The sequence below is a fragment of the Aureimonas pseudogalii genome (genome assembly GCF_014196835.1).
Classification (GTDB): Bacteria; Pseudomonadota; Alphaproteobacteria; order Rhizobiales; family Rhizobiaceae; genus Aureimonas; species Aureimonas pseudogalii.
In genome coordinates this window covers 196,060-221,893 of sequence record NZ_JACIEK010000001.1, presented here as the reverse complement: position 1 = coordinate 221,893, position 25,834 = coordinate 196,060, and the positions used below count along the sequence as shown (strand labels likewise).

Here is a 25,834-nt window from a genome sequence, read left to right as displayed (position 1 = left end):
CAGCTTTAAGCATGGCGATGGTCGCAAGGGCCGAGGCCCAAAAACTCTTCTCCAACCTCCAGGCGCTCGGCGGTCGCAAGCTCGGCGCGCTGGCGCTGGTCGGCGTCGTCGTCGCCGCGCTGATCGGCCTCGCCGCCTACACGCTGTCGAAGCCCACGATGGACGTGCTCTATTCCGGGCTCGACCGGCAGGACGTGACGCGCATCGGCGCGGCGCTGACCGAGGCCGGCATTCCCTTCGACGTGAACGCCGCCGGCGACACCGTCTCCACCGCCTTCTCGCAGACCGCGCCCGCGCGCATGCTGCTCGCCGAGAAGGGCCTGCCGCGCTCCGACAATGCCGGCTACGAGCTCTTCGACACGATGGGCTCGATGGGCCTCACCACCTTCATGCAGGAGGTGACGCGGGTGCGCGCCCTCGAAGGCGAGCTCGCCCGCACCATCCAGACCCTGAAGGACGTGCGCGCCGCCCGCGTCCACATCGTGCTGCCCGAGCAGGGCTCGTTCCGCCGCGAGCAGCAGCCGCCCTCCGCCTCGGTGGTCATCCGCACCGAGCGCACCGAGGACTTCGCCAACGCGCAGGCCATTCGCCATCTCGTCGCCGCCGCCATTCCCGGCATGAAGGTGGATCAGGTGACGGTGCTCAACACCGACGGCACGCTGCTCGCCTCCGGCGACGACGCGGCCTCCGGCGCCACCACCAAGCAACTCGGCATGGAGGGCATCGTCTCCAACTCGATCGAGGATTCGATCCGCCGCACGCTCTCGCCCTATCTCGGCGTCGGCAACTTCCAGTCTAGCGTCATCGCCCGGCTCGACACCGACCGCAAGCAGACGAGCGCGCGCACCTTCGACCCCGAAGGCCGCGTCGAGCGCTCCACCCGCACGATCCGCGAGACCGGCCAGTCCAACGACAGCGCCAACAACGCCGACGCCACCACCGCCGCCCAGAACGTACCGCAGGCCCAGCCCGCCACGCAGACGCCGGGCAACTCCTCCTCCGAGGCCAAGGACCGGCGCGAGGAGCTGACGAACTACGAGATCAACGAGACGACGACGCAGACCGTCTCCGACGGCTACGACGTCAAGAAGCTCTCGGTGGCCGTGGTGGTGAACCGCACGCGCCTCGCCGCGACGCTCGGCGAGAACCCGACGCCCGAGCAGATCGCCACGGCGCTGGCCGAGGTGAAGACGCTCGTCTCGTCGGCCGCCGGCATCAGCGAGACCCGCGGCGACCAGCTCGAGGTCACCGCCGTCGACTTCGTCTCGAACGGCCAGCAGCTCGAGCCGGTGCCCGCGCCGAGCTACATGGAAATGGTCATGAAGCAGTCCGGCACGATGGTGAACGCGCTGACGATCCTCGTCGTCGCCGTGCTCGTCATCTGGTTCGGCCTGAAGCCCGCCATCCGCGCCATCGCCGGCCCCGCCGGTGGAGACAGCCAGATGGAGCTGGCCGGCGGCGACCCGATCGAGCTGCGCAACCCGATGCTCGATACGCCGGAGTTCACCGGCATCCCCGGCGCCATGAACTTCTCCGAGGATCTCGCAGCCTCGCTCGGATACGGCGATCCCGCCAATTCCGACGACCTCCTCGACGAACTGACCCGCAACCGAGCCAACTCGCCGAAGGTCCGCCTCGAAAAGCTCGTCGATTTCGACGAAGCCCAAGCGGCGGCCATCCTCAAGCAGTGGATTCACCAGAAAGAGGCGGCCTAAGCCATGATCCCCCTGTCCCAGCTTCTCGCCGACCCCTCCGACGACGAATTCGTGCCGCTGCGCCCGCAAGGCGCGCGCCGGCCCGCGAGCGCCCCCATCCGCGCCTTCGAGACCGGGCTGCCGCGCGTTCCCGCGGAAACCGCGATGCCGCGCAAGGCGATCACCTCGCCGGCCTCCGCCTTCTCCGGCCAGCCCCGACCCGCCGCTCCGCTTACCGTTCCGTCCCGGCCGCTGGCGTCGGCCGCCTTGCCGGTGCGCGCGGCCCCTGCACCGCTGCGGCCCGTCACCGAGCCCCGCGTGCCCTTGCGCGAACTCGAGGCCGAGCGTCAGGCGCGGGCAGAAGACCGTGAAGCCTTCCAGGAACAGCTCGACGCCGCCGTCGGCGAAGCCCGCCGCGAGGCCGAGGCCGAGGTCGAGGCCGTGCGCCAGGATCTCGAACGCGTCACGCAGGCCCGCCTCGACGAGCTGCGCCAGGAGCTCGCCGTCCAGCAGAGCGCGGCGCTCGCCGAGACGCGCCGGCTCTGGGTGGACGCCGAGGGCGACCGTCTGGCCGATCTCGTGATCCTGCAGATGGCGGTGTTCGAGGACGCGCTGAAGACGACGCTGAACGGCCTGCTGCGCCCGCTGGTGCTCGACGCCCGCAAGCGCCAGACGGTGGACGACCTCGCCGGCGCGGTGAAGACGATCGCCTTCGACGGGCAGACCGTGAAGATCGCGGCCTCGGGCCCGCGCGATCTCCTCGACGCGCTCGAGACCAAGCTCGGCGACCACGCCCGCCACGTCTCGTTCGACGCCGACGAGAGCCACACCGACGTGCGCATCGACGCCAACCAGACGGTGATCGAGACGCGTCTCGCCGCCTGGCTCAAGGCGGTGGAGGAGGCTCTTTCGTGAGCACCACCGACAGACTGCACGAGCAGCAGATCATCATCGTCCGCCGCTCGGGCGAGCTCGACGAGGGCCATCATGGCGGCGCCTGGAAGATCGCCTTCGCCGACTTCATGACGGCGATGATGGCGTTCTTCCTCGTGATGTGGCTGACCTCGGTGTCGGACGACGCGACGAAGAAGCAGATCGCGCAATATTTCAACCCGATCGAGCTCAACAGCGACAAGCCGCCGTCGGAAGGGCTGACGGAAACCGATTCGGCGCCGTCCGCGCAGGCTTCGCCGGCCGAGAAGTCGACCGGTCCGGAATCGCAGCCCGGGCAGCCCGGCGGCAAGCCCGTGGGCGGCACCGCCGAAGGCGGCGAGGACCAGGCGCTGTTCCGCGACCCCTACGCGGTGCTCGCCGAGATCGTGGCCGATGCCGGCCCGGCGGTGCAGAACGGCATGGCCAAGGGCAAGCCGAACGGAACCGGCCTGCCGGGCCTCAACGGCGGCGACGCCTATCGCGACCCCTTCGACCCCACCTCCTGGCAGCTGCAGCCCAACATGCTGGCCGCGGCCGACGCGCCCGCCGGCGCGCCGCCCGTGGCCGACAGCTTCGCCACGGTGGCGACGCCTGCAATCGCCCTGCCGGCCTCGGCTGCGACGTCCGACGTGAAGCCGGCGAGCGAGCAGGCGGCCGACGCCGCCAAGCTGCAGAGCGAGATCCGCGCCAACGATCCCGCCGCCGACGTCGCGGACGTGAAGGTCACGGCCGGCGACCCCGGCACGGGAACGGTGACGATCTCGCTCGCCGACACGCTGGACACCGGCATGTTCCAGATCGGCTCCGCCAAGCCGACCGCCGACGCGATCCGTCTCATGGAGAAGATCGCGGCCATCGTTAAGGATCGTCCGGGTACGATCGTCATCCGTGGTCACACCGACGCCCGGCCCTTCGCGGGCGGCAGCGGCGAGACCGACAACTGGCGGCTCTCAACCTCGCGTGCGCACATGGCCTACTACATGCTGATGAGAGGCGGGCTCGACGATCGCCGCGTCGAGGCCATCGAGGGCGTCGCGGACCGCCAGCCGAGCAACGTCCGCGATCCCGAGGCCGCCAGCAACCGGCGGATCGAGATCCTGCTGAAAGAGCCCAAGGCGTGAGACGGGCGGCCGGATGGACGCTCGGGGTGCTGATGCTCGGGCAGGCGCTCGCGCTGCCCGTGCCGGCGCTTGCCGAAGCGGCCGAAGCCGAGACGGCGGCGTCGAGCGCGGACCACGGTGCGGCGGCAGCGCCGGGCGCGGCCGAAGGCGAGGCGCCGGCGACCGGTGCCGCGCACGGCCAAGCGGCGGCGACGGGGGCCGCCTTGGCGACCGCGCCCTTCGACCCCAGCTGGAAGACCAGCCGCACGCCGATGCCGTTCGACGTGATGCGATCGGTGCAGTTCCTGCAGGATCAGGTGGCGCGCGGCAACGACCGGGCGATCCGCGTGCAGGCCCTGCTGCTGAGGCGCTTCGGCCCCACCTTCCTCGAAGCCGATCCGGTGGTCTGGAAGGATCCGCGCAACGTGCGGGCGGTCATCCTGTTCACGCTGAGCGGCGGCTCGTCCGAGGTCATCGACCGGCTGGCGGGCGAGAGCCTTCTCGACGAAACGCAGACCGCTCTCGTCCAGGGGGCCAGTGCCTATGTGCGCAACGATCTCGAAACCGCGGCCAAGCGGCTTCTCGAAGTCGATCTCGCGAGCCTCGAGCCGGTGCTCGCGGCGCAGCTCAGCCTGGTGCTCGGCCAGATCCTGCAGATCGATCATCCCGCCGACGCGCTGCCCCATCTCGACCGGGCACGGCTGCTGGCGCCGGGAACCCTGATCGAGGAGGCGGCGCTGCGGCTCGAGGCGACGCTCGTCGAGGCGCAGGGCGAACGGACGTTCGCTGATCGGCTGGCTCGGCAATATTTCGACCGCTACGCCGACTCGTCCTATGCGGGGAATTTCGAGGCGCGGTTCGCCGCGATCTATGTCGGGCGCGCCAAGACCGATCCGGGCGCTGCGATGGCGGCGATGGCCGACGTTCTGGCGGGCCTTCCCGATCCGCGGCAGGCCCGGCTCTTCCTGTCGGCGTCGCGACGCTCGCTCGTCGAAGGCAACTTGAAGTTCGCCAACGACGCCGCTCAAAAGGGTTTGAGCCTCGAAGGCGTCGCCGAGGCCGACCGGGTTCGCGGCCGGCTCTACGAGGTGGCCTCGCGGCTCGGAACCACCGACCCGGCGGGCGCGCGAAGCGAACTCGAAGCGATCGACGCCGCGCAGCTCCATCCCGAGGACGCCAAGCTGCTCGACGCCGCCTTCGGCGTGCTCGACTCGATCGACGCCCATCCGCTCGTCGCCGCGGCCGACCCGGTCGCCGCCCCGTCCACGCCCGAAGCCCCGTCCGTCCTCTCCCGCGCGGAGCAGGCCCTGGCGCAGGCTTCCCAGGATCTCATCGCGTCCAAGCCATGAAAATCGAACTTGCTCCCGTCGCCGTCGAGAAGGATCCCGTCGGCTCGCGGTCGTCCGGCCGCGACGAGTCCGCCCGCAACACGCAGGGCGAGGCCTTCGACAAGGCCGTTCGCGGCGCCGCGGCCCGTCCCGCCAAGGCCGATGGGCAGGGCGCGGGACCTCGTGCCGCCGCTGCCGACGCCTCGCCCAAGGATGTCGCCGCCGCCGATGACACGGCTGTGGACGACACCGCCAGCGCCGGCGAGACCGATCCCGTCGCCGACGGGACGGCGACGGCGCAGCCCGACGCCGCTGCGGCCGACATCCGCGCGCTTCAGTCGCTGCTCGGCCTGATCGGTCTGGCGGCAACGCTTCCCGCGCAGGCGAGCGCGCCGGCCGGCGCGGCGACGCCGCAGGAGCCGTCTACGGAAAAGCCGGTGGCGACGCCGGATGCGGACGCGGCCGTCTCCGTGCCGGCCGACGCCGCGTCGGAAAAGGTCAAGGCTCTGCGTCTCGACGTGCTGCGCATGGAAACCCATTTCGAGCCGCACCAGGACGGCATGGTTCTCGTCACCACGGCCGGAAAGGCCGATGCGACCGGGCTCGCCGCCGAGTCGGCCCCGGGCGGCCTCGCGGTCGCGGCTGCGTCCACGCCGGGCAACGAGCTGGCGGCGCTGCTGTCGGCCCCCGCCCGGTCCTCCGGACGGGAGGCCGCGGCGGCGAAGGACGCCGCCTCGTCCGCGTCGGCCACCGAGGGCCGGGCCGAGGCCCCGCGGTTGAGTTTCGACGAGGCCTTGGCGCAGCTCGGGCAGGGAGCGGGCGAGCGAAGCGGGTCCGGCGGGTCCGGTCAGTCCAGCCGCGACGGATCGAATGCCGCGCAGACGGCGCTTGCCGATCTCGACCTGCGTGCGGACGTGCGGACGGCGGATGCGTCGAGCCTCACCGGCCCGGGCGCGAGCCTCGCCGGCGGGCAGGCCAATCTCGCCGGTCAGGTGGCCGGACGCATTCTGGAAGCGCTCGGCACCTCCGTGCCGAGCTCCGGCGCTCCGGCACCGCAGCCCGGCGAGGCGCATGTTCGCATGCGGGCGGGCGGCGCAGCCCTGAAGACGCTGACGATCCAGCTCCAGCCCGAGCATCTCGGCACGCTGGAGGTCTCCATGCGCCTCAACGAGGGCAAGCTGACGCTCGAACTCTCGGCCAGCCAGGCCGACACGGCGGTGCTTCTGGCCGACGATCGCGGCACCCTTCGCGCGGTGCTGGAGCATGCCGGGTTCTCGGTCGACGACGCCGCCATCACCGTGGTGACGCGCGATGCCGTCGCCTCGGCGGCGCGCAGCAGCGACGCCGGCACCTCCTCCGGCGGCGGCTCGGACTCCCGCTCGCCGAGCTCCGGCGGCCAGTCGCGCGGCGGAGACGCGGGCACCGGCGAGGGCTCGCGCCAGTCGCCCGAGCGCCGGTCCGCGCCGGCCCCCGAGACGCCGCGCCGCGATGCCGCGCCCGCACCCCAGCGCGCCGGTTCGACCTATCTCTAGAGCCTGTCCGGCGAAAGCCGGATCGTCTCTCGACCGAGATCGCCGACATTCGCCGGCTCAGGCCACCATCACTTCCGAAACCTGATACTAAGCGAGGCTGCAGCTTTTGGTTGCAGCCTCATCAGTTTCGCACCAGCCGGTATCGGTAGATCGGACACTGGACGTCGGAACAATTTTAATCGTCCTTAACAAGACCTTTCAACCTGTTGAAAACGCAAGCTTTAGAGCAGGTCGTGAAAAGGTTGCGTTAACCCTCTAATGATTTTTCAGGATAGGCCGATTCGGCGGGTTTGGTTATCTTTTCCCTAACGAAACGCAAGAGACGCGGCGGGGCCAAGATGATCGTAGTTGTGGACAATAGAGAGCTCGTGACCAACGGTTACAAGTCCCTGTTCTCGACGGAAGGTGTCTCCTCCGCGGGCTTCGGCGTCGACGAGTTCCGCGACTGGGTCGAGACCGCGTCGGACGTCGACATCTCCTCGGTCGAAGCCTTCCTGCTGGGCGACTTTCCCGAGCGCGCCCAGTTCACCCGCCTCGTTCGCTCGCGCTCGGTCGCCCCGCTGATCGCGCTGGCCGAAGCCAAGGCGCTGAATTCCACCCTCGATCTCTTCGCCGCCGGCATCGACGACGTCGTCGCCAAGCCGGTGCACGTGAAGGAAATCCTCGCCCGGGTCGGCGCCATCCGCCGCCGCGACGTGGCGATCGACCGCAACCGCACGTCTAGCGACGAGATCTGCGTCTTCTCCGACGGCCGCGACGCGGAAGTCGGCGGCGAGCCGATGGTGCTGCCGCGCCGCGAGCGCCGCATCCTCGAATATCTGGTCGCCAACAAGGGCCGCCGCGTTTCCAAGCAGCAGCTGTTCTCGGCGATCTACGGCATCTTCGACGAGAACGTCGAAGAGAACGTCATCGAAAGCCACATCTCGAAGCTGCGCAAGAAGCTGAAGATGCGCCTCGGCTACGATCCGGTCTCCTCGAAGCGCTACCTCGGCTACGGCATCGGGGTCTGATCCCGCCCATCTGCCCCCTCCAGTATTGAGACTTCATCAAACCCTCGGCGCACTCCGTGCCCGAGGGTTTCTTGTATTGGTTAAGTAAAGGTTAACAGCCTATTCTTTAAATAATAGAGCGTGGCAGCCCCGGACAAGCTTCATCGCGTAGTTTGCCTTGAACCCAAGAGAACGAGGTCGGGACATGAGCATCGGCGGATTGATGCGCACCAGCGTGTCGGGCATGAACGCACAGGCGAACCGCCTGGGCGCGGTGTCCGACAACATCGCCAATTCCAACACCACCGGCTACAAGAAGTCGACCACCGAGTTCTCGACCATGGTGCTGGACTCCAGCCCCGGTCAGTACAATTCGGGCGTCGTCGAGTCGCAGACCCGCACGCTGGTCAGCCAGCAGGGCGGCCTCGGCTACACCAGCAATGCCAACAACAGCCAGGCCGTCGACCTCGCCGTGAACGGCAAGGGCTTCTTCGTGGTCGGCGACGGCGACGGAGGCAACTTCCTCACCCGCGCCGGGGCTTTCGTGAAGAACGGAAATGGCGACTTGGTCAATGCCGCCGGTTACATTCTCAAGGGCTATCCCTTGCCGATGGACGACATTCAAGGCGTCGCCAACGGCTTTGCCGGCCTTCAGAACGTGAACCTCAACTCCTCCGAGTTGCGGCTGAAGCCAACCGACAGCGGCACGCTGCGCGTGAACCTCGACAAGGCAGCCTTGAAGACCGCGACAGGTACGCCTGCGACGCCTCCCACCTCGGTGGAGGGAACGCTTCCAGGTGCCAACGGCGCGACTGCGAGACCGACCTCCAAGGAGTCACTGGTCGTCTACGACAACGCGGGCAAGGAGGTCATTCTCGACATCTACATGACCAAGACTGCCGATGGCACGGCCGCCCAAGCGGGTCCTCCAGTCGTTCCCGGAACGAATGCGACTTGGCAATATGCCGTCTTCGATCGCTCCAAGGCAGCAACCGGTGCCACCGCGCCATTCCCCTACGCAACTGGCGGACAGCTCATGACCGCGGTCGACGTGTCATTTGACGCCAGCGGTAAGCTGGTGGGGCCGACTTCGTTGACGATTCCCATTCCGAATGGTCAGTCCATGAAGTTGGACCTGACCGGAAGCTCGTCGGTCTCTACCGCCTACCAGACCCTTTCGGCCAAGGTGAACGGCAACCCGCCAGGCAACGTCGACAAGATCAAGATCTCCGACGACGGCATCGTCTCGGCGACCTTCGCATCCGGCGAGGACGTGCCGCTCTTCAAGATCCCGCTCGCCATGGTGGAAAGCCCCGACAATCTCAAGTCGCTGTCGGGCAACGTCTACTCGGCGGGCGTCGCCTCGGGCACCATCCTCGTCGGCGTCGCCGGCCAGAGCGGCCTCGGCACGCTGGTGCACGGTGCGCTCGAGGAATCGACCGTCGATCTCGCCTCCGAACTCACCACGATGATCGAGTCCCAGCGCGGCTACACCGCCAACTCGAAGGTCTTCCAGACCGGCTCGGAAATCCTCGACGTCCTCGTCAACCTGAAGCGCTGACCGGGCAGGGGCCGTCGTCGCACGACGTGCGGCCCCGTTCTACGCGCCGACCTTCCCCAACACCGACGTCAGCCCCGCAGGCGGGGCTTGGCCCTCGCCAGACAAACGTCGGCCCCGCCCGCGGGGCCGACGGGCCATCCCGACCTCCCGATGCGGACGCTGCGACCCATGACCCTTTCGTCTGCCCTGAACACCGCCAAGTCGTCCCTGATCGCGACGCAGACGCAGACCGCGCTCGTCTCGCGCAACGTCGCCAACGTCAACGACCCGGGCGCCACGCGAAAATACGCCAACGTGGTGACGGGACCCGACGGCCGCGTCGAGGTGCGCTCGGTCGCGCAGTCGCAGAACTCGGTTCTCTTCCGCAACATGCTGGAGTCGACTTCCGCGCTCAACACCTCCTCGGCGGTGCTGAACGGCCTCGACCGCCTGAACGAGACGATCGGCGACACGGCCGGCAATGGCTCGCCCGCCGCGCTCGTCAACAAGATGACGAACGCGCTGAAGGACTTGGCGGTCTCGCCGAACAACGTCAACTTCGCCTCGGCCGCCGTCAGCTCGGCGCAGAACCTCGCGAATTCGCTGAACGATCTGACCACGACGGTCGGCGTGATTCGTCGTGACGCCGACGACAACCTCGTCCTCGCTGCCGAGGACATGAACAAGATCCTCGCCCGGATCGAGGATCTCAACGAGAAGGTGACCGCCGGCACCCGCGGCAACATCGACGTCACCGACTTCGTCGACCAGCGCGACCACGCGGTCGCGGAACTCTCGATCTATGTCGGCGTCAGCGCCCAGATCCGCGGCGACAACGATCTCGTCCTCCACACCGACAGCGGCGTGACCCTCTTCGACAAGATCGCCCGGCCGGTGGAGTACACCGCGACCTCGCCGCTGACCGCCGGCGTCGCCGGCAATGCGATGAAGATCGACGGCACCGTGGTGACGGGGCCGAACGCCTACATGCCGGTTCGCGACGGCCGCATCGCCGGCCTCGTGGAACTGCGCGACAAAACCGCCGTCGACTTCCAGTCGCAGCTCGACAAGACGGCCGAGGGTCTGATCGGCGCCTTCGAGGAGAAGCTCGTCGTGACGCCGCCGGGCGGCGACACGCCGAAGACGGGTCTGTTCACGGCGCCGAACGGCGTCAACGGTCTCGTCGACAAGTCTCCCGGCCTCGCGGGTCGCCTCTCGGTCTCGGCGGCGGCGGTCAAGAACCCGTTCCTCCTGCGCGACGGCGGCATCAACGACGACGACGCCATCGCGACCAACGTCAACGGTTACAAGTCCAACACCACGGGCGCGGCGGGCTTCACCGGCCGCATCAACGATCTCATCGGCAAGCTGGAAACCAAGTCGACCCAGACGACGGACAGCCTGACCTCGACGGGAACTCTCGCCGACTTCGCCAGCAATTCCATGAGCTGGCTCCAGTCGCAGCGCAGCGCCAAGTCGTCGGAGACTACCTACAAGCAGACCCTCGTCGACAAGACGAAGGAGACCCTCTCCAACGAGACGGGCATCAATCTCGAGACCGAGCTGACCATGCTGCTCGATCTGCAACGCTCCTTCCAGGCCTCGTCCAAGCTGATCTCCACGGTGGATCAGATGATGGCGGCCCTCCTGCAATCCGTGTGACGAGGACCGAACGTCCATGAGCATTTCCAGCCTGTCGCTCAGCACCTTCGCGCGGTCCTCGATCCTGCGGATCCAGGGCCAGATCAAGGACTCCACCCAAGAGGGCCTCACCGGCCGCCACGCCGACGTCGGGCTGACGCTCGGCCGGCTCACCGGCACCGCCATCTCCTATCGCGCCGACGAGACGACGATCGACCGCACGCTGGCGTCCAACAAGCTGGTGAGCGGGCGTCTGAAGCTCGTCACCGGCACGCTCGACGCCGTGTCGAAGACCGCGGTCGCCTTCCAGAGCCAGCTGATCACCGGCACCGCGACCGCCACGGGAACGCCGACGGTCGTCGCATCCGCCAAGCAGAACATGCAGCAGCTCATTGGTTCGGTGAACAACAACACCGGCGGCCAGTACTACTTCTCGGGCACGCAGACCGACGTGAAGCCGATGGAGGACGGTTCGGCCGCCGTCACCACCGCTTTCAACGCCTTCCTCGCCGCGGCCAGCGCGACCACCGGAACCGCGGTGACGCGCGCCAACGTCACGGAGGCGCAGATGGGCGCCTACCTGTCGGAGACCGGCTACCCCGCGAGCGACGGCAAGAGCTACAAGTTCAGCGACTCCTTCTCCACCACGCCCGTCTCGCCCGCCACCGTCTCGACCTGGGACCAGAACTGGTCGAACGCCTCCGACGAGATCGGCGAGGCGCGGATCTCCAAGACCGAGACGATCACCACCACGGTGAGCGCCAACGACAAGGCCTTCCGCGACATGGCGGCGGGCTACGCGATGATCACGGCGCTCGGCGTGGAATCGATGGGAGACGGCGCCCGCGCCACGGTGATGAAGGCCGCGCAGGCCAAGCTCGTCGCCGGCAACGACGGCATCACCCGGATCAACGCCGACGTCGGAACGCGCCTCGCCCGCATCGAGGCGGCCGACACGACCCTGACGAAGCAGAAGGACATCGTCCAGGCCGCCTACATGCGCCTCGAAGGCGTCGACGAGACCGAGGCGCTGCTCCTCGTCAAGGATCTGCAGACCCAGCTCGACAAGACCTACGCCATCACCGGGCGAATGCAGAGTCTCTCGATCCTCAACTATCTCTGACGGCCGCTGCCGGCACTGACGGCCGCTGCCGGCACTTACGGCTTCCCGCCGACCGAAACCGTTCTGATCTGGGACATGACGCTCCCACGTACCGAGGAATGAGAATGTACCAGTTCTCCTACGCAGAGGTCGCACAGGAAAGCTCCTCGACCGCGCGCGAGCGCGAGCGCGAAGCCTTCGACAACATGATCGCCTCGCTCGAACGGGCCGAGACCGCCGGTCCGCGCTCGCGCGAGGCGATCGAGGCCATCTACGTGACGCGCAATCTCTGGTCGATCCTCGTGGAGGACCTCGCGAGCGCGGAGAACGCCCTGCCGGAAGAGCTGCGTGCCAGCCTTATCTCCATCGGTCTCTGGGTCATGCGCGAGGCCGAATCCATCCGGCTCGGCCGCGTCGAGAGCTTCCAGCCGATGATCGAGATCACGCAGATGATCCGCGACGGACTGGAGTCCTGATCGATGTCGACGCTTCGCATCACGCTGCGCGCCGGTGAACGCATCTTCGTCAACGGCGCGGTCATGCGGGTCGACCGCAAGACGCATCTGGAATTCATGAACGACGTGACCTTTCTGCTCGAAAGCCACGTGATGCAGGCAGCGGACGCCAACACGCCGATCCGCCAGCTCTACTTCGTGGTCCAGCTCATGCTGATCGACCCGGCCACCGCCGCCGACTCTCGAGCCAGCTTCGAGCGCAGCTATCCCGCCCTCCTGGCCGCCTTCTCGTCCTTCGCCGTCCGCTCGGGCCTGCAGGACGTCGCCGATCTCGTGGCGCGCGATCGCTATTTCGACGCGCTGAAGCGCCTGCGCATTCTCATTCCGCTCGAGGACGAGATCCTGGCCGGCACTGTTAGCCCCATTCCCCCGATCGAGGCCCCCGCGCGGGTCCAGATCGCAGCAGGAGCGCGCTGATCATGGCCGCCGCCGTTTCCCCCGTCAGCGGCACCGCCGCCGCCGCCGTCGCCAAGGCCGACACCGCCGGCATCAAGACCGGCCTCGACTACAACGCCTTCCTGCAGCTTCTCGTCGCGCAGATGAAGAACCAGGATCCGCTCAACCCGACCGACCCGACGCAGCAGATGAGCCAGCTCGCCTCGTTCTCGAATGTCGAGCAGTCGATCAAGCTGAACCAGAAGCTCGAGGCGATGACGACGCTGAGCTCGCTGACGCAGGCCAACAGCCTGATCGGGCGCACCGTCACCTCCGGCGACCAGACGGTCAGCGGCGTCGTGAAGTCGGTTCAGGTGACCACCGACGGCACCGTCGCGACGCTCGCCTCCGGCAAGACCGTGACGCTCGCCTCGGGCGTGCGGGTCGAATAGCGATGAACGAAGCCGACGCCATCGACATCGTCCAGTCCGCGATCTGGACGGTGGTTCTCGCCTGCGGGCCCGCCGTCGGCGGCGCCATGCTGGTGGGCATCCTCATCGCGCTGTTCCAGGCGCTGACGCAGATCCAGGAGGTGACGCTCACCTTCGTGCCGAAGATCCTCGCGATCTTCGTGATCATCGCCCTCACGGCCTCCTTCACCGGGGCGCAGGTCTACGCCTTCACGCAGGAAAGCTACTCCCGGATCGAGCACGGCTACTGAGCGCTCCTCCGTTTCGCCGCCATCGCAGGGCGCCCTACCGGCAAGGCCGGTCGGGGCGCCTTTGTCGTTGCGGCATCGGCTCGCTACGGGGTGAGCGGACGACAATCAGCCCGGCACCAGTCCGGTGGGCAATAAAGCGTTAACGAATGGGCCGTCCGCGTCTGGCCCCGTTCGCAGCTTTCTGAGGAGCCCGCCGCATGTCGGTCGACACGCTGAAACTCGCGCCCCCGCTGCCCAAGTCGTCCTCGCGCGACATCGGCTTCGCCATCGCCATCGTGGCGATGCTGGCGGTGCTCTTCGTTCCCATTCCCGCGTTTCTCATCGACGCCGGGCTGGTGATCTCGATCGCCCTGTCGATCCTCATCCTCATGGTCTCGCTGTGGATCGAGAAGCCGCTCGACTTCTCGGCCTTCCCGACCGTGCTGCTGCTCGCCACGATGCTGCGCCTGTCGCTGAACATCGCGACGACCCGCGTCATCCTCTCCCACGGGGACGAGGGCCACAACGCCGCCGGCTACGTGATCGGCGGGTTCTCGCAGTTCGTGATGGGCGGCGACTTCGTCATCGGCATCGTCGTCTTCATCATCCTGATCACCGTCAACTTCCTCGTCATCACCAAGGGCGCGACGCGTATCGCCGAGGTCGGTGCGCGCTTCACCCTCGACGCCATCCCCGGCAAGCAGATGGCGATCGACGCCGATCTCTCGGCCGGTCTCATCGACGAGAAGCAGGCGCAGACGCGCCGCCGGGAACTCGAAGAGGAATCGTCCTTCTTCGGCTCGATGGACGGTGCCTCCAAGTTCGTGCGCGGCGACGCGATCGCCGGCCTCATCATCACCGCGGTCAACATCTTCGGCGGCATCATCATCGGCGTCACGCGCCATGGCATGGATCCCTCCCACGCCGCCGACGTCTTCGTGAAGCTGTCGGTCGGCGACGGTCTGGTGACCCAGATCCCGGCGCTCGTCGTCTCGCTCGCCGCCGGCCTTCTCGTCTCGAAGGGCGGAACCCGGGGCGCGGCCGAAAAGGCCATCATGACGCAGCTCGGGCACTATCCGCGCGCGCTGATGGTCGCCGCCGCGCTGATCGGTCTCCTGGCGCTGCTGCCGGGCCTGCCCTTCCTGCCCTTCGCGATCGTCGCCGCCGGCCTTGCGGCGCTCGGTATCCTCATTCCCCGCCGCCGCGCCGTGGAGCGCCAGCGCGACTACACCGCCCAGCGCGAGGAGGAGGAGCGCTCGGTCGAGGCGGAGCGGCAGTCGGTGAAGGAGAGCCTGCGCATCATCGAGGTCGAGCTGGTGCTCGGCAAGCAGGTGGCCGCGCATCTGTCGTTCTCGCGCGACGAGCTCGCCAGCCGCGTCCAGAAGATGCGTCGGCGCTTCGCCTCGCGCTACGGCTTCGTCATTCCCGAGATCAAGCTCTCCGACGATCTCACGACCGATTCCCGGTCCTATGCGATCAAGGTGCACGGCACCACGGTCGCCACCCAGCCGCTACGGCTCGGCGATCTCCTCATCGTGCTCGGCGAGAGCCCGGCGCCCGACATTCCGCACGACCTGACGAAGGAGCCGGCCTTCGGCCTGAAGGCCGCGTGGATCTCCGACACCTTCGCCTCGGCGGCCCGCCGCGCCGGCTTCGAGCCCGTCGACACGCTGTCGATCGTGCTGACGCATCTCTCCGAGGTGATGCGCAACAACCTTGCCCATCTCCTCTCCTACAAGGACATGCGTGCGCTGCTCGATCGCCTCGAGCCCGAATACAAGCGCCTGATCGACGAGATCGTGCCCGCCCACATGTCCTATTCGGGTCTCCAGGCGGTGCTCAAGCTGCTGCTCGCCGAGCGCGTCTCGATCCGCAACCTGACGCTCATCCTCGAGGCCATCGCCGAGATCGCGCCGCATGTTCGCCGCTCCGAGCGGATCGTGGAGCATGTGCGCACCCGCATGGCGCAGCAGATCTGCGGCGATCTCCTGCACAACGGCCAGCTCGGCGTGCTGCGCCTCGGCAATCGCTGGGATCTGGCCTTCCACCAGGCGCTCAAGCGCGACGCCAAGGGCGACGTCACCGAGTTCGACATCGATCCGCGCCTCGTCGAGCAGTTCGCGACGGAAGCCTCGAAGGTCATCCGCGAGAAGACCGACCAGGGCGAGAACTTCGTGCTCGTCGCCTCGCCCGACGCGCGCCCCTACGTGCGCATGATGATCGAGCGGATCTTCGTGAACCTGCCGGTGCTGTCGCATCTCGAGATCGCGCGCGGCGTCGACATCCGCGCGCTGGGCACGATCTCGTGACGGCCGAGACCGAGATCACCATCCTGTCGGTGTTTCTCGTCTTCTGCCGCATCGGCTCGTGCCTGATGCTGCTGCCCGGCTATTCCAGCGTGCGCATCCCCGCCCATATCCGCCTCTTCGTCGCCTTCGCGGTGGCGGTGGCGGTGTCGCCCCGGCTGCTGCCGCAGATCACGCCGCTCGTCGCGCAGGCCGCCGACGACATGCGCATCGCCATGATGTTCGGCGAGATCCTCAACGGCATGCTGATCGGGCTGCTCGGCCGCGTCTTCATGATCGGCCTCCAGTTTTCCGGCTCGATCGTCGCCAACGCGATCGGCATGGGCCAGACGCTCGGCGTTCCCATCGAGGGGCACGAGGCCGACCCCGCGCTCGTCACGCTCATCACCCTGACGGCGACGGTGATGATCTTCTCGCTGAACCTCCACGCCGAGATCGTCACGGCGCTCATCTCGTCGTATCGCGCGATCCCCGTGGAACTCGGATTCTCCATCCGCTCGGGGCTGGCCTCGCTCGTCGACAATCTCGACGAGACGTTCCAGCTCTGCCTGCGGATCGCCAGCCCCTTCGTCGTCTATGCCGTGGTCGTCAACTTCGCGATCGGCCTCGCCAACAAGATGACGCCGGCCATTCCCGTCTACTTCATCTCGCTGCCCTTCGTGCTGGCGGGCGGGCTGGTGCTGCTCGGCGTCTCGGTCGGCGACTTCCTGACGCTCTTCGTCGAGGGCTTCCGCTCCTGGGTGCTGTTCGGATGAGGGGCGGCAGCCGCTCCGATCGCCTCGGGCGCGTGCTCGCGGTGCAGCAGCAGAAGCGCAAGCTGGCGGAGTGGAAGCTCGCCGAGATGGTGCGCGAGGAGGAGGCGCTGCGCGCCACCGAGATCGAGCTTCTCGACACGCTCGGGCGCCAGTCGCTGATGCAGGGGCTGTTCCTCGACGCCAAGGTGTCCGCGCTGCGTCGCAACGATCTGGCGCTGCGCGAGACGCAGGAGCGGCAGGCGGCGGCGCGCGGCGCGCTGACCGAGATCCGCCGCATCGAGAAGCGGATCGAGCGCGCGACCGAGACGGCCGCCCGCGCCGACCGCTCGGCGGCCGAACGCGTCGGCCTTCTCGAAGCGCTGGACGAGCATCTCGTCGCACAGGCCGCAAGCTTCAAATAAGTGGCGTTTGCTAGACCGGACGCAACAGACCGGTGCGCCCTTCGCGCCGCCGCCGAACCCTCCTTCGCCGGGATCCACCGATGACCGTTTCCGCCGTCACCGCGACCATTGCCGGCGAGCGCGCCGCGCCTGCCGCGTCGCCCGTCGGCACGTCCGCAGGCCCCTCCGCTTCGCAGCCGAGCTTCGCGGCCACGCTGGAAAGCGCCGCGCGCACCGGCGCCGCGTCGCCCGGCGCGGCGGAGCCGAGCGACAGCGGGCGCACCGTCTACCAGCATTCCAAGAGCGGCGAGCTCAAGCCGCTGCAGCAGTTCGAGAGCTTCGTGCTCCGGTCCTTCATCGAGAACATGATGCCGACCGAAGAGGCGTCGTTCTTCGGAACGGGCAGCGCCGGCAAGATCTGGAAATCCATGCTCGCCGAGCGGATGGCCGATGAGATGTCGGCTTCGGGCGGCATCGGTATCGCCGACATGCTCGGCAAGGCCGGCAAGGGCGGCGAGGCCGACGCGGCGAAGACGTCCGGTCCCTCGGGCCGCTGATCTCGCAACATCAGGGGGAGGGGGCGCCCGCGGCCCCTCCCGTCACCACGACACCAGGAACGGCTGCGGCCGGACGATCAAAGGGCAGGATCTTGGAAGCTGTACTCACTCAGGCCATCAATCGTCTCGAAGCCGTTCTGGCGGGCGAGACGCTGGCGCTTCAATCGGGACAGCATGTCGGGCTCGGCGACATCAGCAACCGAAAGAACCAGAGCCTGATGGAGCTCTCTCGCATTTCGCGCGGCTTCCAGGGGATAGAGGCGAGCGAAGGCCTGCGCGACCGGCTGACGGGCCTACGTGAGCGGCTCGCCGACAACCGACGCACGATCGAGCTTCACATGGAAGCCACCGCCGAGGTCGCGAGCCTGATCACCCAGGCCATCGCCGACGCGGAGTCGGACGGCACCTACGCCGCCACGCACCAGGGGGCCCGTCCCGTCCGATGATCAAGATCCTGGGCATCGGCATCTGGGTCTGCGTCGTCGCCCTCGGCACGAGCTACGCCGTCGCCACAATGCGCTCGTCGGAGACCACCGCGGCGCCCAAGGAGGCCGACTATTTCGAAGGTCTCGACTACCGCAAGACCGACGGCATCGCCGTGCCGCTGATCGCCGAGAACGCCATCCAGGGCTACGTCCTCGCCCGCTTCGTCTACACGATCGACGGGGAGACGGCGGCCAAGCTCGCCGTGCCGCCCGATCCGATCATTCTCGACGAGGCGTTCCGCGCCGTCTACTCGGTGTCGGGCTTCGACTTCCGCAATCCCGAGCGCTACGATCTGCAGGCGCTTCTCGGCTCCATCAAGGAGTCCGTGAACAAGCGCTACGGGCAGAAGGTCGTCGAGGATGTGATGGTCGACCAGTTCGACTTCATGCCCAAGAACCAGCTCGGCGGCGAGATCTACAAGACGGCGGACGTGAAGAAGATCACCGTTCCCGAATGACAGGCGGACGGCAGGCGCCGATGGCGCCTGCCGAACGGCATCCCGATTCAGGATCGGGAAAGGATGTTCGTTTAGATCTTGGCGCGTTGCGTGGCCTCGCGAAGGGGGTCCTCGATCGATCGGAGACGGCAATCGTGGTTTCGACCCTTCTGAACTACAAGCTCTACGCCAAGAACCTGCCGCAGACGCTGGATCGTGTCGCTGCGCAGCCGCTCGTGGCCAAGAACGCCGACTACTACGCCGCCAACATCGACAAGGTGACGAGCGTCGACGACTTCCTCGCCGACTACAAGCTCTACACCTACGCGATGACGGCCTACGGCCTCTCCGACCAGATCGGCTCCAAGGGGCTGATGCGCAAGGTTCTCGAGAGCGACCTCAGCGACAGCGCGAGCTTCGCCAACAAGCTCGTCGACAAGCGCTACCGCGAGTTCGCCGCCGCCTTCAACTTCTCGGCCGCCGACACCAAGCCCGCCGCCCAGAGCGCGTCGCAGACCGAGCGCATCGTCGAGGCCTATACCGAGCGCGTCAGCCGCTCGGCGCCCGATGCCGCGAGACAGACCGGCTATTTCGAGACGGAGATCACGTCGATCCTCGCGTCGGCCACCTCGGAAGCTGGGGCGATCGACGCCATCGTCGGCGACCGCGGCGTTCTGAACGTGGCACTGCGTGCGGCCGGTTTCACGGATCCGGCCTTGATCGAGTCCTCGTACGTCAAATCCCTCCTCACGACACCGCAGACCAATCTGACCGGTCCGCCCGCGGTGTTGCGCGGCTATCTCGACGGCATGGCCACGGCGACCGCTGCGCAGCGAAGCGATCGGCTCAGCAACGTCGTCTACGCCTACAACGAAGCCACGGGCAACGCGACGAGCCCGCAGGCCGCGCAGGCGAACGTCGACTACTTCAAGACCGCGCTTGCCCGGACTCCGCCGCCCACGGCCACGCAGCTGACCGACGACCCGCGGCTGGTGACGATGCTTCAGGCAGCGGTCGGGATGACCACGACCTATACGAGCGACTTCATCCACGACATTCTGGTTTCGCCGACGGCCGCGGCCAACCGGGTTGCGGTCTACGACAACAACGGCAATTTTCTTCCCGCGCAGGCGACCATCCGCGCGCAGCTTCAAGCTCTGAACGGCATGTTCAAGTTCAACGCCGATGGGTCCGCGGCCACGTCGGTCGAGAAAAACGCCAACAACGTCGATCAGACCTACAACGTGCCGCTTCCGCCGAAAGCGTACGAGCAGTTCTTTTCTGGCTACCTGAAGAATTATAAGGCGATTCAGACGAAGCAGGACAGCAACGCGACGGCGGCGTTCTCGGCCACGATCGCGAAGGTGAAGACGGTCAGCGATCTCCTTCTGAACGACAAGAACCCGCTGACTGGATTGACCTACGATCCCGTGACCGGCGTCGCGAACACGAAGCGCACGACGCTAGACTTCGTGCTCAAGGCGTTCGACCTCGATCCCAAGACCGAGAGCCTGTCGAAGATCCGCGCTGCCCTGACGAGCGATCCCTCGGACCCCGCCAGCTACGTCTCGCGCCTGAAGGACGAGCGCTACTCGAAACTGGCCGCCGCCTTCAACTTCGGGTCCGACGGCGCGGTGCAGGGCCAGCGGGTGATCCAGTCGACCGACAGCCAGACCAAGATGGCCACGCTCTACAGCGCCACCTTCGGAACCAACCAGTCGGCCGCCACCAAGAGCCTGGCGAGCGCCGACACCAAGGCCTATCTCGAAACGATCAACGGGATCTATTCGATCGACGGGTTCCTGGCGGAGACGAAGGCGGTCCAGTATGCGCTGAAGGCCTACGGCGTCGAGAACAAGAACCTCTCGAAGGCCGATCTGCGCAAGATCCTGACGAGCGACCTGTCGGACCCCAAGAGCTTCGCCAACGCCAGCGCCGATCCCGCGGTCGCCAAGTTCGCCGCGGCCTTCAACTTCGAGACCGACGGCAGCGTGGCGGATGCCGGCTCGGGCCTTCAGTCGAACGCGGCCAAGCGCACCACCGACAATCTCTACCTGCTGCAGTCCTTGGAAGAGCAGGCCGGCGAAACGAGCGAGGGCACGCGCCTGGCGCTCTACTTCCTGCGCAACGCACCCAACGTCACAACCGCCTACGGCATCCTGGCCGACAAGGCGCTCTATCAGGTGGTGCAGACGGCCTTCGCGCTGCCGGCCGGCATGTCCAACATGGACGTCGCCGCGCAGGCGAAGATCCTCGACAGCCGCATCGACTTCAAGGACTTCGCCGACCCGAAGAAGCTCGACAAGTTCATCGGCCGCTTCGCCGCCATGTACGACCTCAACAACGCCGACGCCTCGTCGTCGTCGATCCTCTCGCTGTTTACGGGCTCCTCGTCGGGCAGCGGTCTCCTCTCGCTGTTCTGATCGCCCCGGCCCCGCGGCGGGAACTCGCGCGGCCGCACGGACTTTTCCTAGAGCGGATATGGAGGAGAAGACCGATGACACCGGATCGCAAGACCCGTCTCGACGACGAAACGCTCGCAACCGCTCTGGCGGTGCTCGGCGACGACACCGGCGGCGAACCCCAGATCGGGCATACGGGAGCGGAGAAGGCAAAGCCCGCCGACGCTGGCGACGATGACGCGAGTCCGAGCCCCGGTGCGCGACCCGAACGGAACGCCGACTGACGGCAAGGCACTGTCCCTGCCGGACGGTGCGCAGATGCGGCAGGGGCGGGAAGGCGCCCGGGCCTGAGAGGGCTAACGATATTTGGCGCTTGCCCTTGTTGGAATGAAACCGCATGCGACCTATGAGGAGGGCGCGGGCCGATGCCGGTCCACCCTACCTCGTCCTGGAGGCCGCATTCCATGAGCGAAGACAGTTTGTTCCTTCGCAAGCTCGAACGGTTCGTCAGCTTCTCCGACGACGAACGGGCGCTTCTCAAACATCACACGCGACGAACCGTACAGATGCCTGCCAAGCGCGAGATCGCCTCCGAAGGGCAGGATCCGCAATATGTCCATCTGATCGTCTCGGGCTTCGCCAGCCGCCAGAAGATCCTCGAGGACGGGGATCGCCAGATCGTCGCCTACCTCGTGCCCGGCGACTTCTGCGATCTGCACGTCTTCATCCTGCGCGAGATGGATCACGCCATTTCCACCCTGACGCCCTGCACGGTGGCCCAACTCGACAGCGACGACATCGCGATCCTTTGCGAGCGGCCGGCCATCGCCAAGGCGCTCTGGTGGTCGACGCTGGTGGATCAGTCGATCCTGCGCGAATGGCTGGTCAATGTCGGGCGCCGCTCGGCGGAAGAGCGGATCGCGCATCTGTTCTGCGAGTTGATGACCCGCCTTCGCAGCGTCGGGCTCGTCGATTCCGAGAACCGCTTCCTGTTGCCGGTGACGCAGACCGAACTCGCCGACACGCTCGGGCTCACCGTGGTGAGCGTCAACCGCATGATCCGCAACCTGCGCAACCAGGGCATGATCGCGCTGGAGGGTAAGCAGATCGTCGTGCGCGACGTCGAGCGCCTCAAGGCGTTCAGCGGCTTCACCGACAATTACCTGCATCTCGACGAGAAGCCGCCGCAGCGACGCGGCGACCGCGTCGCCCGCGAAGAAGCCAGGAATCTGTCTTCGGTCTGAGCGAACTGCATGCAATCTCTGCGCGATATCGCATACCGCCCGGCATTGAGGACGGCGCCTCGCGTTCCACCTCGTGCCATTGCTCTCGGCCGACCCTCGTCGTAGATCACGGCGATCGAGGACGGAGACGGGCAGGATGACGCGGCGTTCGGACGAGGCGGCGGGCGACAAGGAGAACGACCGCGTTTCCATGATCTGCCGTGCGATCCGGCGCGCCATTCTGGAGCGCGCCCTGTCGCCCGGCGACAAGCTGCCGGAGGACGCCCTCGGCGAGCGTTTCGGGGTGAGCCGTACCATCGCCCGTCACGCGCTCGGGCAACTGGCAGGCGAGGGGCTGGTGGAACTGCGGCGCAACCGGATCGCCGTGGTGGCGACCCCTTCGCTCGAGGAGGCGCGCGACGAGTTCGACATTCGCATCGAGCTGGAAGGTCTGGTCGTTCGCACGCTGGCCGGACGTCTGACGCCCGGGCAGCTCGACGGGCTGCGCGACATCGTGCGCCAGGAAGAGGAGGAGGAGGGCGCCAACCCCGCGACCGCCATCCGCCTCGCCACCGAGTTTCACGTCATGCTGGCCGAGATGACGGCCAAGCCGACGCTCGTCCGTTACGTCCGCGAGATCGCCTATCGCTCCTGCCTGTCGCTTTCGACCTTTGGGCGGCCGCACTCGGCCGAGTGCGCCATTTCCGAGCATCGCGAGCTGATCTCGGCGCTGGAGCGCGGCGACGCCGAGGCGGCGCGGGCGATGATGGCGGATCACCTCGACCGGGTCGCCCGGCGCGCTCTGCTGCAGGCGCCCGAACCCCGCGGCGACCTGATGGACATTCTCGCCCCTTACGTCGAGGCGGCGACGCCGCAGCGAAAACGAGTGGGCGCGGCACCGCGCTGAGCGATTCGCGGTCGGCCGAACACCGCGGCGTTCGGCGGCCCGTGCGTCAGCGTCGAAGCGCGGGGTCGAGGATCCATTCGGCGCTGTCGTTCCAGACGTCCATCTTGGTGATCGCCCCTTCGACGACCTCGAACCGATCGACGTAGCGATTGCCCGCGAAGGGCGTGCCGTCCGGCCATTCGCCGTAGAGCGTCCCGATGGAATAGACGACCGTCCGGTCGGCGGCAGGCGCCACGTCGAAGCGTTCCATCCGCTTCTTCACCCAGCGGTAGCGCGTGGCGTTGATGCTCGTCGGGCCGCTCGGATGATCGAACTCGCGCCCGCCCGTGAAGGTGATGGTGCAACCCTGCGCCATGAAGGTCGCCGCCCGGTCGGGATCGGGCACCATCGAAGCTTCCAGATAGTCGCGCACGATCGTTGTGGGATCGCTTTCGTTTTGTTTGCCCACGGTGTCCATACGATTTCCCCTTCACAACACTCTGTTCGCATCATACACGTTGACCCTAGAAATGCATGCAGTTCGAGTGCGCAATTCCTAGGCTATCCTGCTTTCGAAACGGGCAGGTCCGCCTTGCAGGCCTCTTTCCCTCGGTCACCCAGGAGCCGACATGATCCGCCTTCCGCTCGCCGCGCTCGCCATGGCGGCGCTCGCCTTCGCCGTACCCGTAGAGGCCAAGAGCCTCACCGTCGGCGCCAATGTCGGCAACGTGCCCTGGGAGTTCCAGGACGCCAATTCCGAGGTCGTCGGCTTCGAGGTCGAGCTCGTGAAGGAAGTCGCCAAGCGCATGGGCTACGACGACGTCGCGATCGAGAACATTCCCTTCAACGGCCTGTTCTCGGCCGTGCAGTCGGGCCGCATCGACGCGGCGATCTCCTCGATCACCATCACCAAGAAGCGTCTGGAATCGGTGTCCTTCGCGCAACCCTACTACGACAGCGACCAGTCGCTCTCGGTACTGAAGGCCTCGGGCATCGAAGGGCTCTCGGGCCTCAAGGGCAAGGTCGTCGGCGTCGACACCGGCTCCACCGGCGACATCTACGCCACCGAGCACGAGAAGGAACTCGGCCTCTCCGAGATCCGCCGTTTCGAAGGCCTGTCTCCGGCCATGCTCGACCTCGCGGCCGGGCGCATCGACGGCTACATCTCCGACATCCCCGCCGTCGCCTACTACATCAAGGACAAGCCGGACTACGCGGTGGTCGAGCGCATCAAGACCGGTGAGCAGTATTCGGTGATGTTCGCCAAGGACTCGCCGCTCGTCGCGCAGGCGACCACGGCGCTCACCGCCCTGAAGCAGGACGGTTTCCTCGCCAATCTGCACGAGAAGTGGTTCGGCACGGCGCCGGACGCCTCCACCTCGACCGTCACGGTCGCCGACGCGCCGAAGCCCTGATCCCTTTCGCCGCTTCGCCGGCTCGCGCGGGGGCTCCGGCTCCCGCGCCTCGATCCGCCTGCAGGACCGCGCATGAACCTCGTCAACACCTTCTTCAACCTCGACGTGCTGTGGCGCTCGATGCCCCAGCTTCTGCAGGGCCTCTGGCGCACGGTGCTGCTCGGCGGACTGTCGATCGTGCTCGGCCTCGTCGGCGGCCTCGCGCTGGCGCTGGTCCGGCTCTATGCGCCGCGGGCGCTGCGCTGGATCGCCATCGCCTATATCGACGTCTTCCGGGCCCTGCCGGTGCTGGTCTGGCTGGTCATCGTCTACTACGCCTTTCCCTTCATCGGCATCCGCCTCTCGCCCTTCGCCTCCGCCTGTCTGGCGCTCACCACGGTCTCCTCGGCCTACACGGCCGAGATCTACCGGGCCGGCATCGAGGCCATCGCGCGCGGCCAGTTCGAGGCGGCGCAGTCGATCGGCCTCAACGCCTTCGACGTGATGCGCGACGTGGTGCTGCCGCAGGCCGTGCGCATCGTCATTCCGCCGCTCACCAACAACTCGATCAACGTGATGAAGGACACCGCGCTCGCCTCCGTGGTGGCGCTGCCCGATCTCCTGAAGCAGGCGACGCAGGCCCAGGCGCTCGCCGCCAACCCGACGCCGCTGATCGGCGCGGCGCTCCTCTATCTCATTCTCCTGTTGCCGCTGGTGCGCCTCGTCGCCCGCTTCGAGAAGCGCTATTCCGCGCGGGAGGCCCGCTGATGACCTCCGAGCCCGCATCCGAGCCGATCATCCGCATGCGCGGCGTCGGCAAGCGCTACGGCACGTTCGAGGCGCTGCGCTCGGTCGATCTCGATGTCGCCGCCGGCGAGGTCGTGGTGCTGCTCGGCCCCTCGGGCTCCGGCAAGTCGACGTTCATCCGCTGCATCAACCTTCTGGAGGCGTACGACACCGGCGACGTCTTCGTCGGCGGCGTGCGCGTCGAGCGCGGACGCAACCTCTTGAAGGTCCGCCAGCAGACCGGCATGGTCTTCCAGGCCTTCAACCTGTTTCCGAACCTCTCGGTGCTCGACAACGTCGCGCTCGGTCCGGTGCGCGTGAAGAAGCTGCCGTGGGAGGACAGCCGCCGCCGGGCGCAGGCGCTGCTCGATCGCGTCGGCATCGGCGCGCAGGCCGCGAAGTTCCCGACGCAGCTTTCCGGCGGCCAGCAGCAGCGCGTCGGCATCGCCCGTGCGCTGGCGATGGAGCCGCGCATCCTGCTCTTCGACGAGCCGACCTCGGCGCTCGACCCCGAGATGGTCGGCGAGGTGCTCGACGTCATCAAGGGGCTCGCCCATTCCGGCGTCACGCTGGTGCTCGTCACCCACGAGATGGGCTTCGCCCGTCAGGTCGCCGACCGCATCGTCTTCATGGAGGAGGGGGAGATCCGGGAGGTCTCGACCCCGGACGTCTTCTTCACCTCGACCCGCAACGAGCGCGCGCGCGCCTTTCTCGACGCCGTTCTCAATCACTAGACATCCGCAAGGCGGCGCGGGTGGACGCGCCGGACAAGGC

27 protein-coding genes are annotated in these 25,834 nt (G+C 67.3%); 26 read left to right on the top strand and 1 reads right to left on the bottom strand.

Going from position 1 to position 25,834, the window contains the following annotated elements; all coding sequences use genetic code 11:
• The first annotated feature begins 11 nt into the window (after window positions 1-11).
• The 23 genes from fliF (at window position 12) to GGR04_RS00995 (ending at window position 22,901) form a co-directional block, all read left to right on the top strand.
• Window positions 12-1,715 carry a flagellar basal-body MS-ring/collar protein FliF gene (gene fliF, locus GGR04_RS01105; protein ID WP_183197015.1) on the top strand — a complete coding sequence of 568 codons (1,704 nt, stop codon included), beginning with the start codon at window positions 12-14 and terminating at the stop codon, window positions 1,713-1,715.
• 3 nt (window positions 1,716-1,718) lie between these two features.
• Window positions 1,719-2,609, top strand: coding sequence for a hypothetical protein (locus GGR04_RS01100; RefSeq protein WP_183197013.1), 891 nt, complete (start codon window positions 1,719-1,721; stop codon window positions 2,607-2,609).
• Window positions 2,606-3,748 carry a flagellar motor protein MotB gene (locus GGR04_RS01095; protein ID WP_183197011.1) on the top strand — a complete coding sequence of 381 codons (1,143 nt, stop codon included), beginning with the start codon at window positions 2,606-2,608 and terminating at the stop codon, window positions 3,746-3,748. The genes GGR04_RS01100 and GGR04_RS01095 overlap by 4 nt, the downstream gene beginning before the upstream one ends.
• Entirely contained in the window at window positions 3,745-5,076 is a 1,332-nt protein-coding gene (locus GGR04_RS01090; protein ID WP_183197009.1) for a MotC family chemotaxis protein, read from the top strand. The genes GGR04_RS01095 and GGR04_RS01090 overlap by 4 nt, the downstream gene beginning before the upstream one ends.
• Window positions 5,073-6,587, top strand: a complete 1,515-nt coding sequence (locus GGR04_RS01085) for a flagellar hook-length control protein FliK (RefSeq protein WP_183197007.1) — start codon at window positions 5,073-5,075, stop codon at window positions 6,585-6,587. Before GGR04_RS01090 ends, GGR04_RS01085 begins: the two co-directional genes overlap by 4 nt.
• A 338-nt stretch (window positions 6,588-6,925) precedes the next feature.
• Window positions 6,926-7,597: a response regulator transcription factor gene (locus tag GGR04_RS01080; RefSeq protein ID WP_183197005.1), complete on the top strand. Its 672-nt coding sequence runs from the start codon at window positions 6,926-6,928 to the stop codon at window positions 7,595-7,597.
• 184 nt (window positions 7,598-7,781) lie between these two features.
• Entirely contained in the window at window positions 7,782-9,137 is a 1,356-nt protein-coding gene (locus tag GGR04_RS01075; protein ID WP_183197003.1) for a flagellar hook protein FlgE, read from the top strand.
• A gap of 168 nt (window positions 9,138-9,305) precedes the next feature.
• Window positions 9,306-10,778: a flagellar hook-associated protein FlgK gene (flgK, locus tag GGR04_RS01070; RefSeq protein ID WP_183197001.1), complete on the top strand. Its 1,473-nt coding sequence runs from the start codon at window positions 9,306-9,308 to the stop codon at window positions 10,776-10,778.
• 16 nt (window positions 10,779-10,794) lie between these two features.
• Window positions 10,795-11,880, top strand: coding sequence for a flagellar hook-associated family protein (locus GGR04_RS01065; protein WP_183196999.1), 1,086 nt, complete (start codon window positions 10,795-10,797; stop codon window positions 11,878-11,880).
• Window positions 11,881-11,984: 104 nt separating this feature from the next.
• Entirely contained in the window at window positions 11,985-12,335 is a 351-nt protein-coding gene (gene flaF / locus GGR04_RS01060) for a flagellar biosynthesis regulator FlaF (protein ID WP_183196998.1), read from the top strand.
• A gap of 3 nt (window positions 12,336-12,338) precedes the next feature.
• Window positions 12,339-12,791 (top strand): flagellar biosynthesis repressor FlbT, encoded by a 453-nt coding sequence (flbT, locus tag GGR04_RS01055; RefSeq protein WP_183196996.1) that lies wholly within the window; start codon window positions 12,339-12,341, stop codon window positions 12,789-12,791.
• A 2-nt stretch (window positions 12,792-12,793) separates the two neighbouring features.
• Window positions 12,794-13,201 (top strand): flagellar hook assembly protein FlgD, encoded by a 408-nt coding sequence (gene flgD, locus GGR04_RS01050; RefSeq protein ID WP_183196994.1) that lies wholly within the window; start codon window positions 12,794-12,796, stop codon window positions 13,199-13,201.
• A gap of 2 nt (window positions 13,202-13,203) precedes the next feature.
• Complete coding sequence (fliQ, locus tag GGR04_RS01045; protein ID WP_183196992.1) at window positions 13,204-13,470, top strand: flagellar biosynthesis protein FliQ; 267 nt, start codon at window positions 13,204-13,206, stop codon at window positions 13,468-13,470.
• Window positions 13,471-13,667: 197 nt separating this feature from the next.
• On the top strand, window positions 13,668-15,758 hold the full coding sequence (gene flhA / locus GGR04_RS01040) for a flagellar biosynthesis protein FlhA (RefSeq protein WP_183196990.1): 2,091 nt from the start codon (window positions 13,668-13,670) through the stop codon (window positions 15,756-15,758).
• Complete coding sequence (locus GGR04_RS01035; RefSeq protein WP_183196988.1) at window positions 15,755-16,510, top strand: flagellar biosynthetic protein FliR; 756 nt, start codon at window positions 15,755-15,757, stop codon at window positions 16,508-16,510. The genes flhA and GGR04_RS01035 overlap by 4 nt, the downstream gene beginning before the upstream one ends.
• Complete coding sequence (locus GGR04_RS01030) at window positions 16,507-16,911, top strand: hypothetical protein (RefSeq protein ID WP_183196986.1); 405 nt, start codon at window positions 16,507-16,509, stop codon at window positions 16,909-16,911. Before GGR04_RS01035 ends, GGR04_RS01030 begins: the two co-directional genes overlap by 4 nt.
• Window positions 16,912-16,991: 80 nt before the next feature.
• Entirely contained in the window at window positions 16,992-17,447 is a 456-nt protein-coding gene (locus tag GGR04_RS01025; RefSeq protein WP_183196984.1) for a rod-binding protein, read from the top strand.
• Between the two features lie 92 nt (window positions 17,448-17,539).
• Window positions 17,540-17,893: a hypothetical protein gene (locus tag GGR04_RS01020; protein WP_183196981.1), complete on the top strand. Its 354-nt coding sequence runs from the start codon at window positions 17,540-17,542 to the stop codon at window positions 17,891-17,893.
• Window positions 17,890-18,390, top strand: a complete 501-nt coding sequence (locus GGR04_RS01015) for a hypothetical protein (RefSeq protein ID WP_183196979.1) — start codon at window positions 17,890-17,892, stop codon at window positions 18,388-18,390. Before GGR04_RS01020 ends, GGR04_RS01015 begins: the two co-directional genes overlap by 4 nt.
• A 134-nt stretch (window positions 18,391-18,524) precedes the next feature.
• On the top strand, window positions 18,525-20,792 hold the full coding sequence (locus tag GGR04_RS01010; protein WP_183196977.1) for a DUF1217 domain-containing protein: 2,268 nt from the start codon (window positions 18,525-18,527) through the stop codon (window positions 20,790-20,792).
• A gap of 74 nt (window positions 20,793-20,866) precedes the next feature.
• On the top strand, window positions 20,867-21,055 hold the full coding sequence (locus GGR04_RS01005; RefSeq protein ID WP_183196975.1) for a hypothetical protein: 189 nt from the start codon (window positions 20,867-20,869) through the stop codon (window positions 21,053-21,055).
• Window positions 21,056-21,235: 180 nt separating this feature from the next.
• Window positions 21,236-22,015, top strand: coding sequence for a Crp/Fnr family transcriptional regulator (locus GGR04_RS01000; protein ID WP_183196973.1), 780 nt, complete (start codon window positions 21,236-21,238; stop codon window positions 22,013-22,015).
• Between the two features lie 136 nt (window positions 22,016-22,151).
• Complete coding sequence (locus GGR04_RS00995) at window positions 22,152-22,901, top strand: GntR family transcriptional regulator (protein ID WP_183196971.1); 750 nt, start codon at window positions 22,152-22,154, stop codon at window positions 22,899-22,901.
• 46 nt (window positions 22,902-22,947) lie between these two features.
• Here the strand turns inward: GGR04_RS00995 and GGR04_RS00990 are convergent, their stop codons facing one another.
• Complete coding sequence (locus tag GGR04_RS00990) at window positions 22,948-23,358, bottom strand: nuclear transport factor 2-like protein (RefSeq protein WP_183196969.1); 411 nt, start codon at window positions 23,356-23,358, stop codon at window positions 22,948-22,950.
• 151 nt (window positions 23,359-23,509) lie between these two features.
• Here GGR04_RS00990 and GGR04_RS00985 point away from each other — a divergent pair, with 151 nt between their 5' ends.
• From GGR04_RS00985 to GGR04_RS00975, 3 genes are all read left to right on the top strand, one after another.
• Window positions 23,510-24,295 (top strand): transporter substrate-binding domain-containing protein, encoded by a 786-nt coding sequence (locus GGR04_RS00985; RefSeq protein ID WP_376769811.1) that lies wholly within the window; start codon window positions 23,510-23,512, stop codon window positions 24,293-24,295.
• A gap of 72 nt (window positions 24,296-24,367) precedes the next feature.
• A complete protein-coding gene (locus GGR04_RS00980; protein WP_183196967.1) occupies window positions 24,368-25,042 on the top strand; it encodes an amino acid ABC transporter permease in 675 nt (224 codons plus the stop codon).
• Window positions 25,042-25,794, top strand: coding sequence for an amino acid ABC transporter ATP-binding protein (locus GGR04_RS00975; RefSeq protein ID WP_183196965.1), 753 nt, complete (start codon window positions 25,042-25,044; stop codon window positions 25,792-25,794). The genes GGR04_RS00980 and GGR04_RS00975 overlap by 1 nt, the downstream gene beginning before the upstream one ends.
• Window positions 25,795-25,834: the final 40 nt, after the last annotated feature.

Coding starts and splice junctions, on each gene's coding strand:
- GGR04_RS00980 (WP_183196967.1), top strand. CDS start 24,368: ATGAACCTCGTCAACACCTTCTTCAACCTCGACGTGCTGTGGCGCTCG.
- fliF (WP_183197015.1), top strand. CDS start 12: ATGGCGATGGTCGCAAGGGCCGAGGCCCAAAAACTCTTCTCCAACCTC.
- GGR04_RS00990 (WP_183196969.1), bottom strand. CDS start 23,358: ATGGACACCGTGGGCAAACAAAACGAAAGCGATCCCACAACGATCGTG.
- GGR04_RS01075 (WP_183197003.1), top strand. CDS start 7,782: ATGAGCATCGGCGGATTGATGCGCACCAGCGTGTCGGGCATGAACGCA.
- flbT (WP_183196996.1), top strand. CDS start 12,339: ATGTCGACGCTTCGCATCACGCTGCGCGCCGGTGAACGCATCTTCGTC.
- flgK (WP_183197001.1), top strand. CDS start 9,306: ATGACCCTTTCGTCTGCCCTGAACACCGCCAAGTCGTCCCTGATCGCG.
- GGR04_RS00985 (WP_376769811.1), top strand. CDS start 23,510: ATGATCCGCCTTCCGCTCGCCGCGCTCGCCATGGCGGCGCTCGCCTTC.
- GGR04_RS01005 (WP_183196975.1), top strand. CDS start 20,867: ATGACACCGGATCGCAAGACCCGTCTCGACGACGAAACGCTCGCAACC.
- GGR04_RS01015 (WP_183196979.1), top strand. CDS start 17,890: ATGATCAAGATCCTGGGCATCGGCATCTGGGTCTGCGTCGTCGCCCTC.
- GGR04_RS01080 (WP_183197005.1), top strand. CDS start 6,926: ATGATCGTAGTTGTGGACAATAGAGAGCTCGTGACCAACGGTTACAAG.
- flaF (WP_183196998.1), top strand. CDS start 11,985: ATGTACCAGTTCTCCTACGCAGAGGTCGCACAGGAAAGCTCCTCGACC.
- GGR04_RS01100 (WP_183197013.1), top strand. CDS start 1,719: ATGATCCCCCTGTCCCAGCTTCTCGCCGACCCCTCCGACGACGAATTC.
- GGR04_RS00995 (WP_183196971.1), top strand. CDS start 22,152: ATGACGCGGCGTTCGGACGAGGCGGCGGGCGACAAGGAGAACGACCGC.
- GGR04_RS01030 (WP_183196986.1), top strand. CDS start 16,507: ATGAGGGGCGGCAGCCGCTCCGATCGCCTCGGGCGCGTGCTCGCGGTG.
- GGR04_RS01025 (WP_183196984.1), top strand. CDS start 16,992: ATGACCGTTTCCGCCGTCACCGCGACCATTGCCGGCGAGCGCGCCGCG.
- fliQ (WP_183196992.1), top strand. CDS start 13,204: ATGAACGAAGCCGACGCCATCGACATCGTCCAGTCCGCGATCTGGACG.
- GGR04_RS00975 (WP_183196965.1), top strand. CDS start 25,042: ATGACCTCCGAGCCCGCATCCGAGCCGATCATCCGCATGCGCGGCGTC.
- GGR04_RS01000 (WP_183196973.1), top strand. CDS start 21,236: ATGAGCGAAGACAGTTTGTTCCTTCGCAAGCTCGAACGGTTCGTCAGC.
- GGR04_RS01085 (WP_183197007.1), top strand. CDS start 5,073: ATGAAAATCGAACTTGCTCCCGTCGCCGTCGAGAAGGATCCCGTCGGC.
- flgD (WP_183196994.1), top strand. CDS start 12,794: ATGGCCGCCGCCGTTTCCCCCGTCAGCGGCACCGCCGCCGCCGCCGTC.
- GGR04_RS01065 (WP_183196999.1), top strand. CDS start 10,795: ATGAGCATTTCCAGCCTGTCGCTCAGCACCTTCGCGCGGTCCTCGATC.
- flhA (WP_183196990.1), top strand. CDS start 13,668: ATGTCGGTCGACACGCTGAAACTCGCGCCCCCGCTGCCCAAGTCGTCC.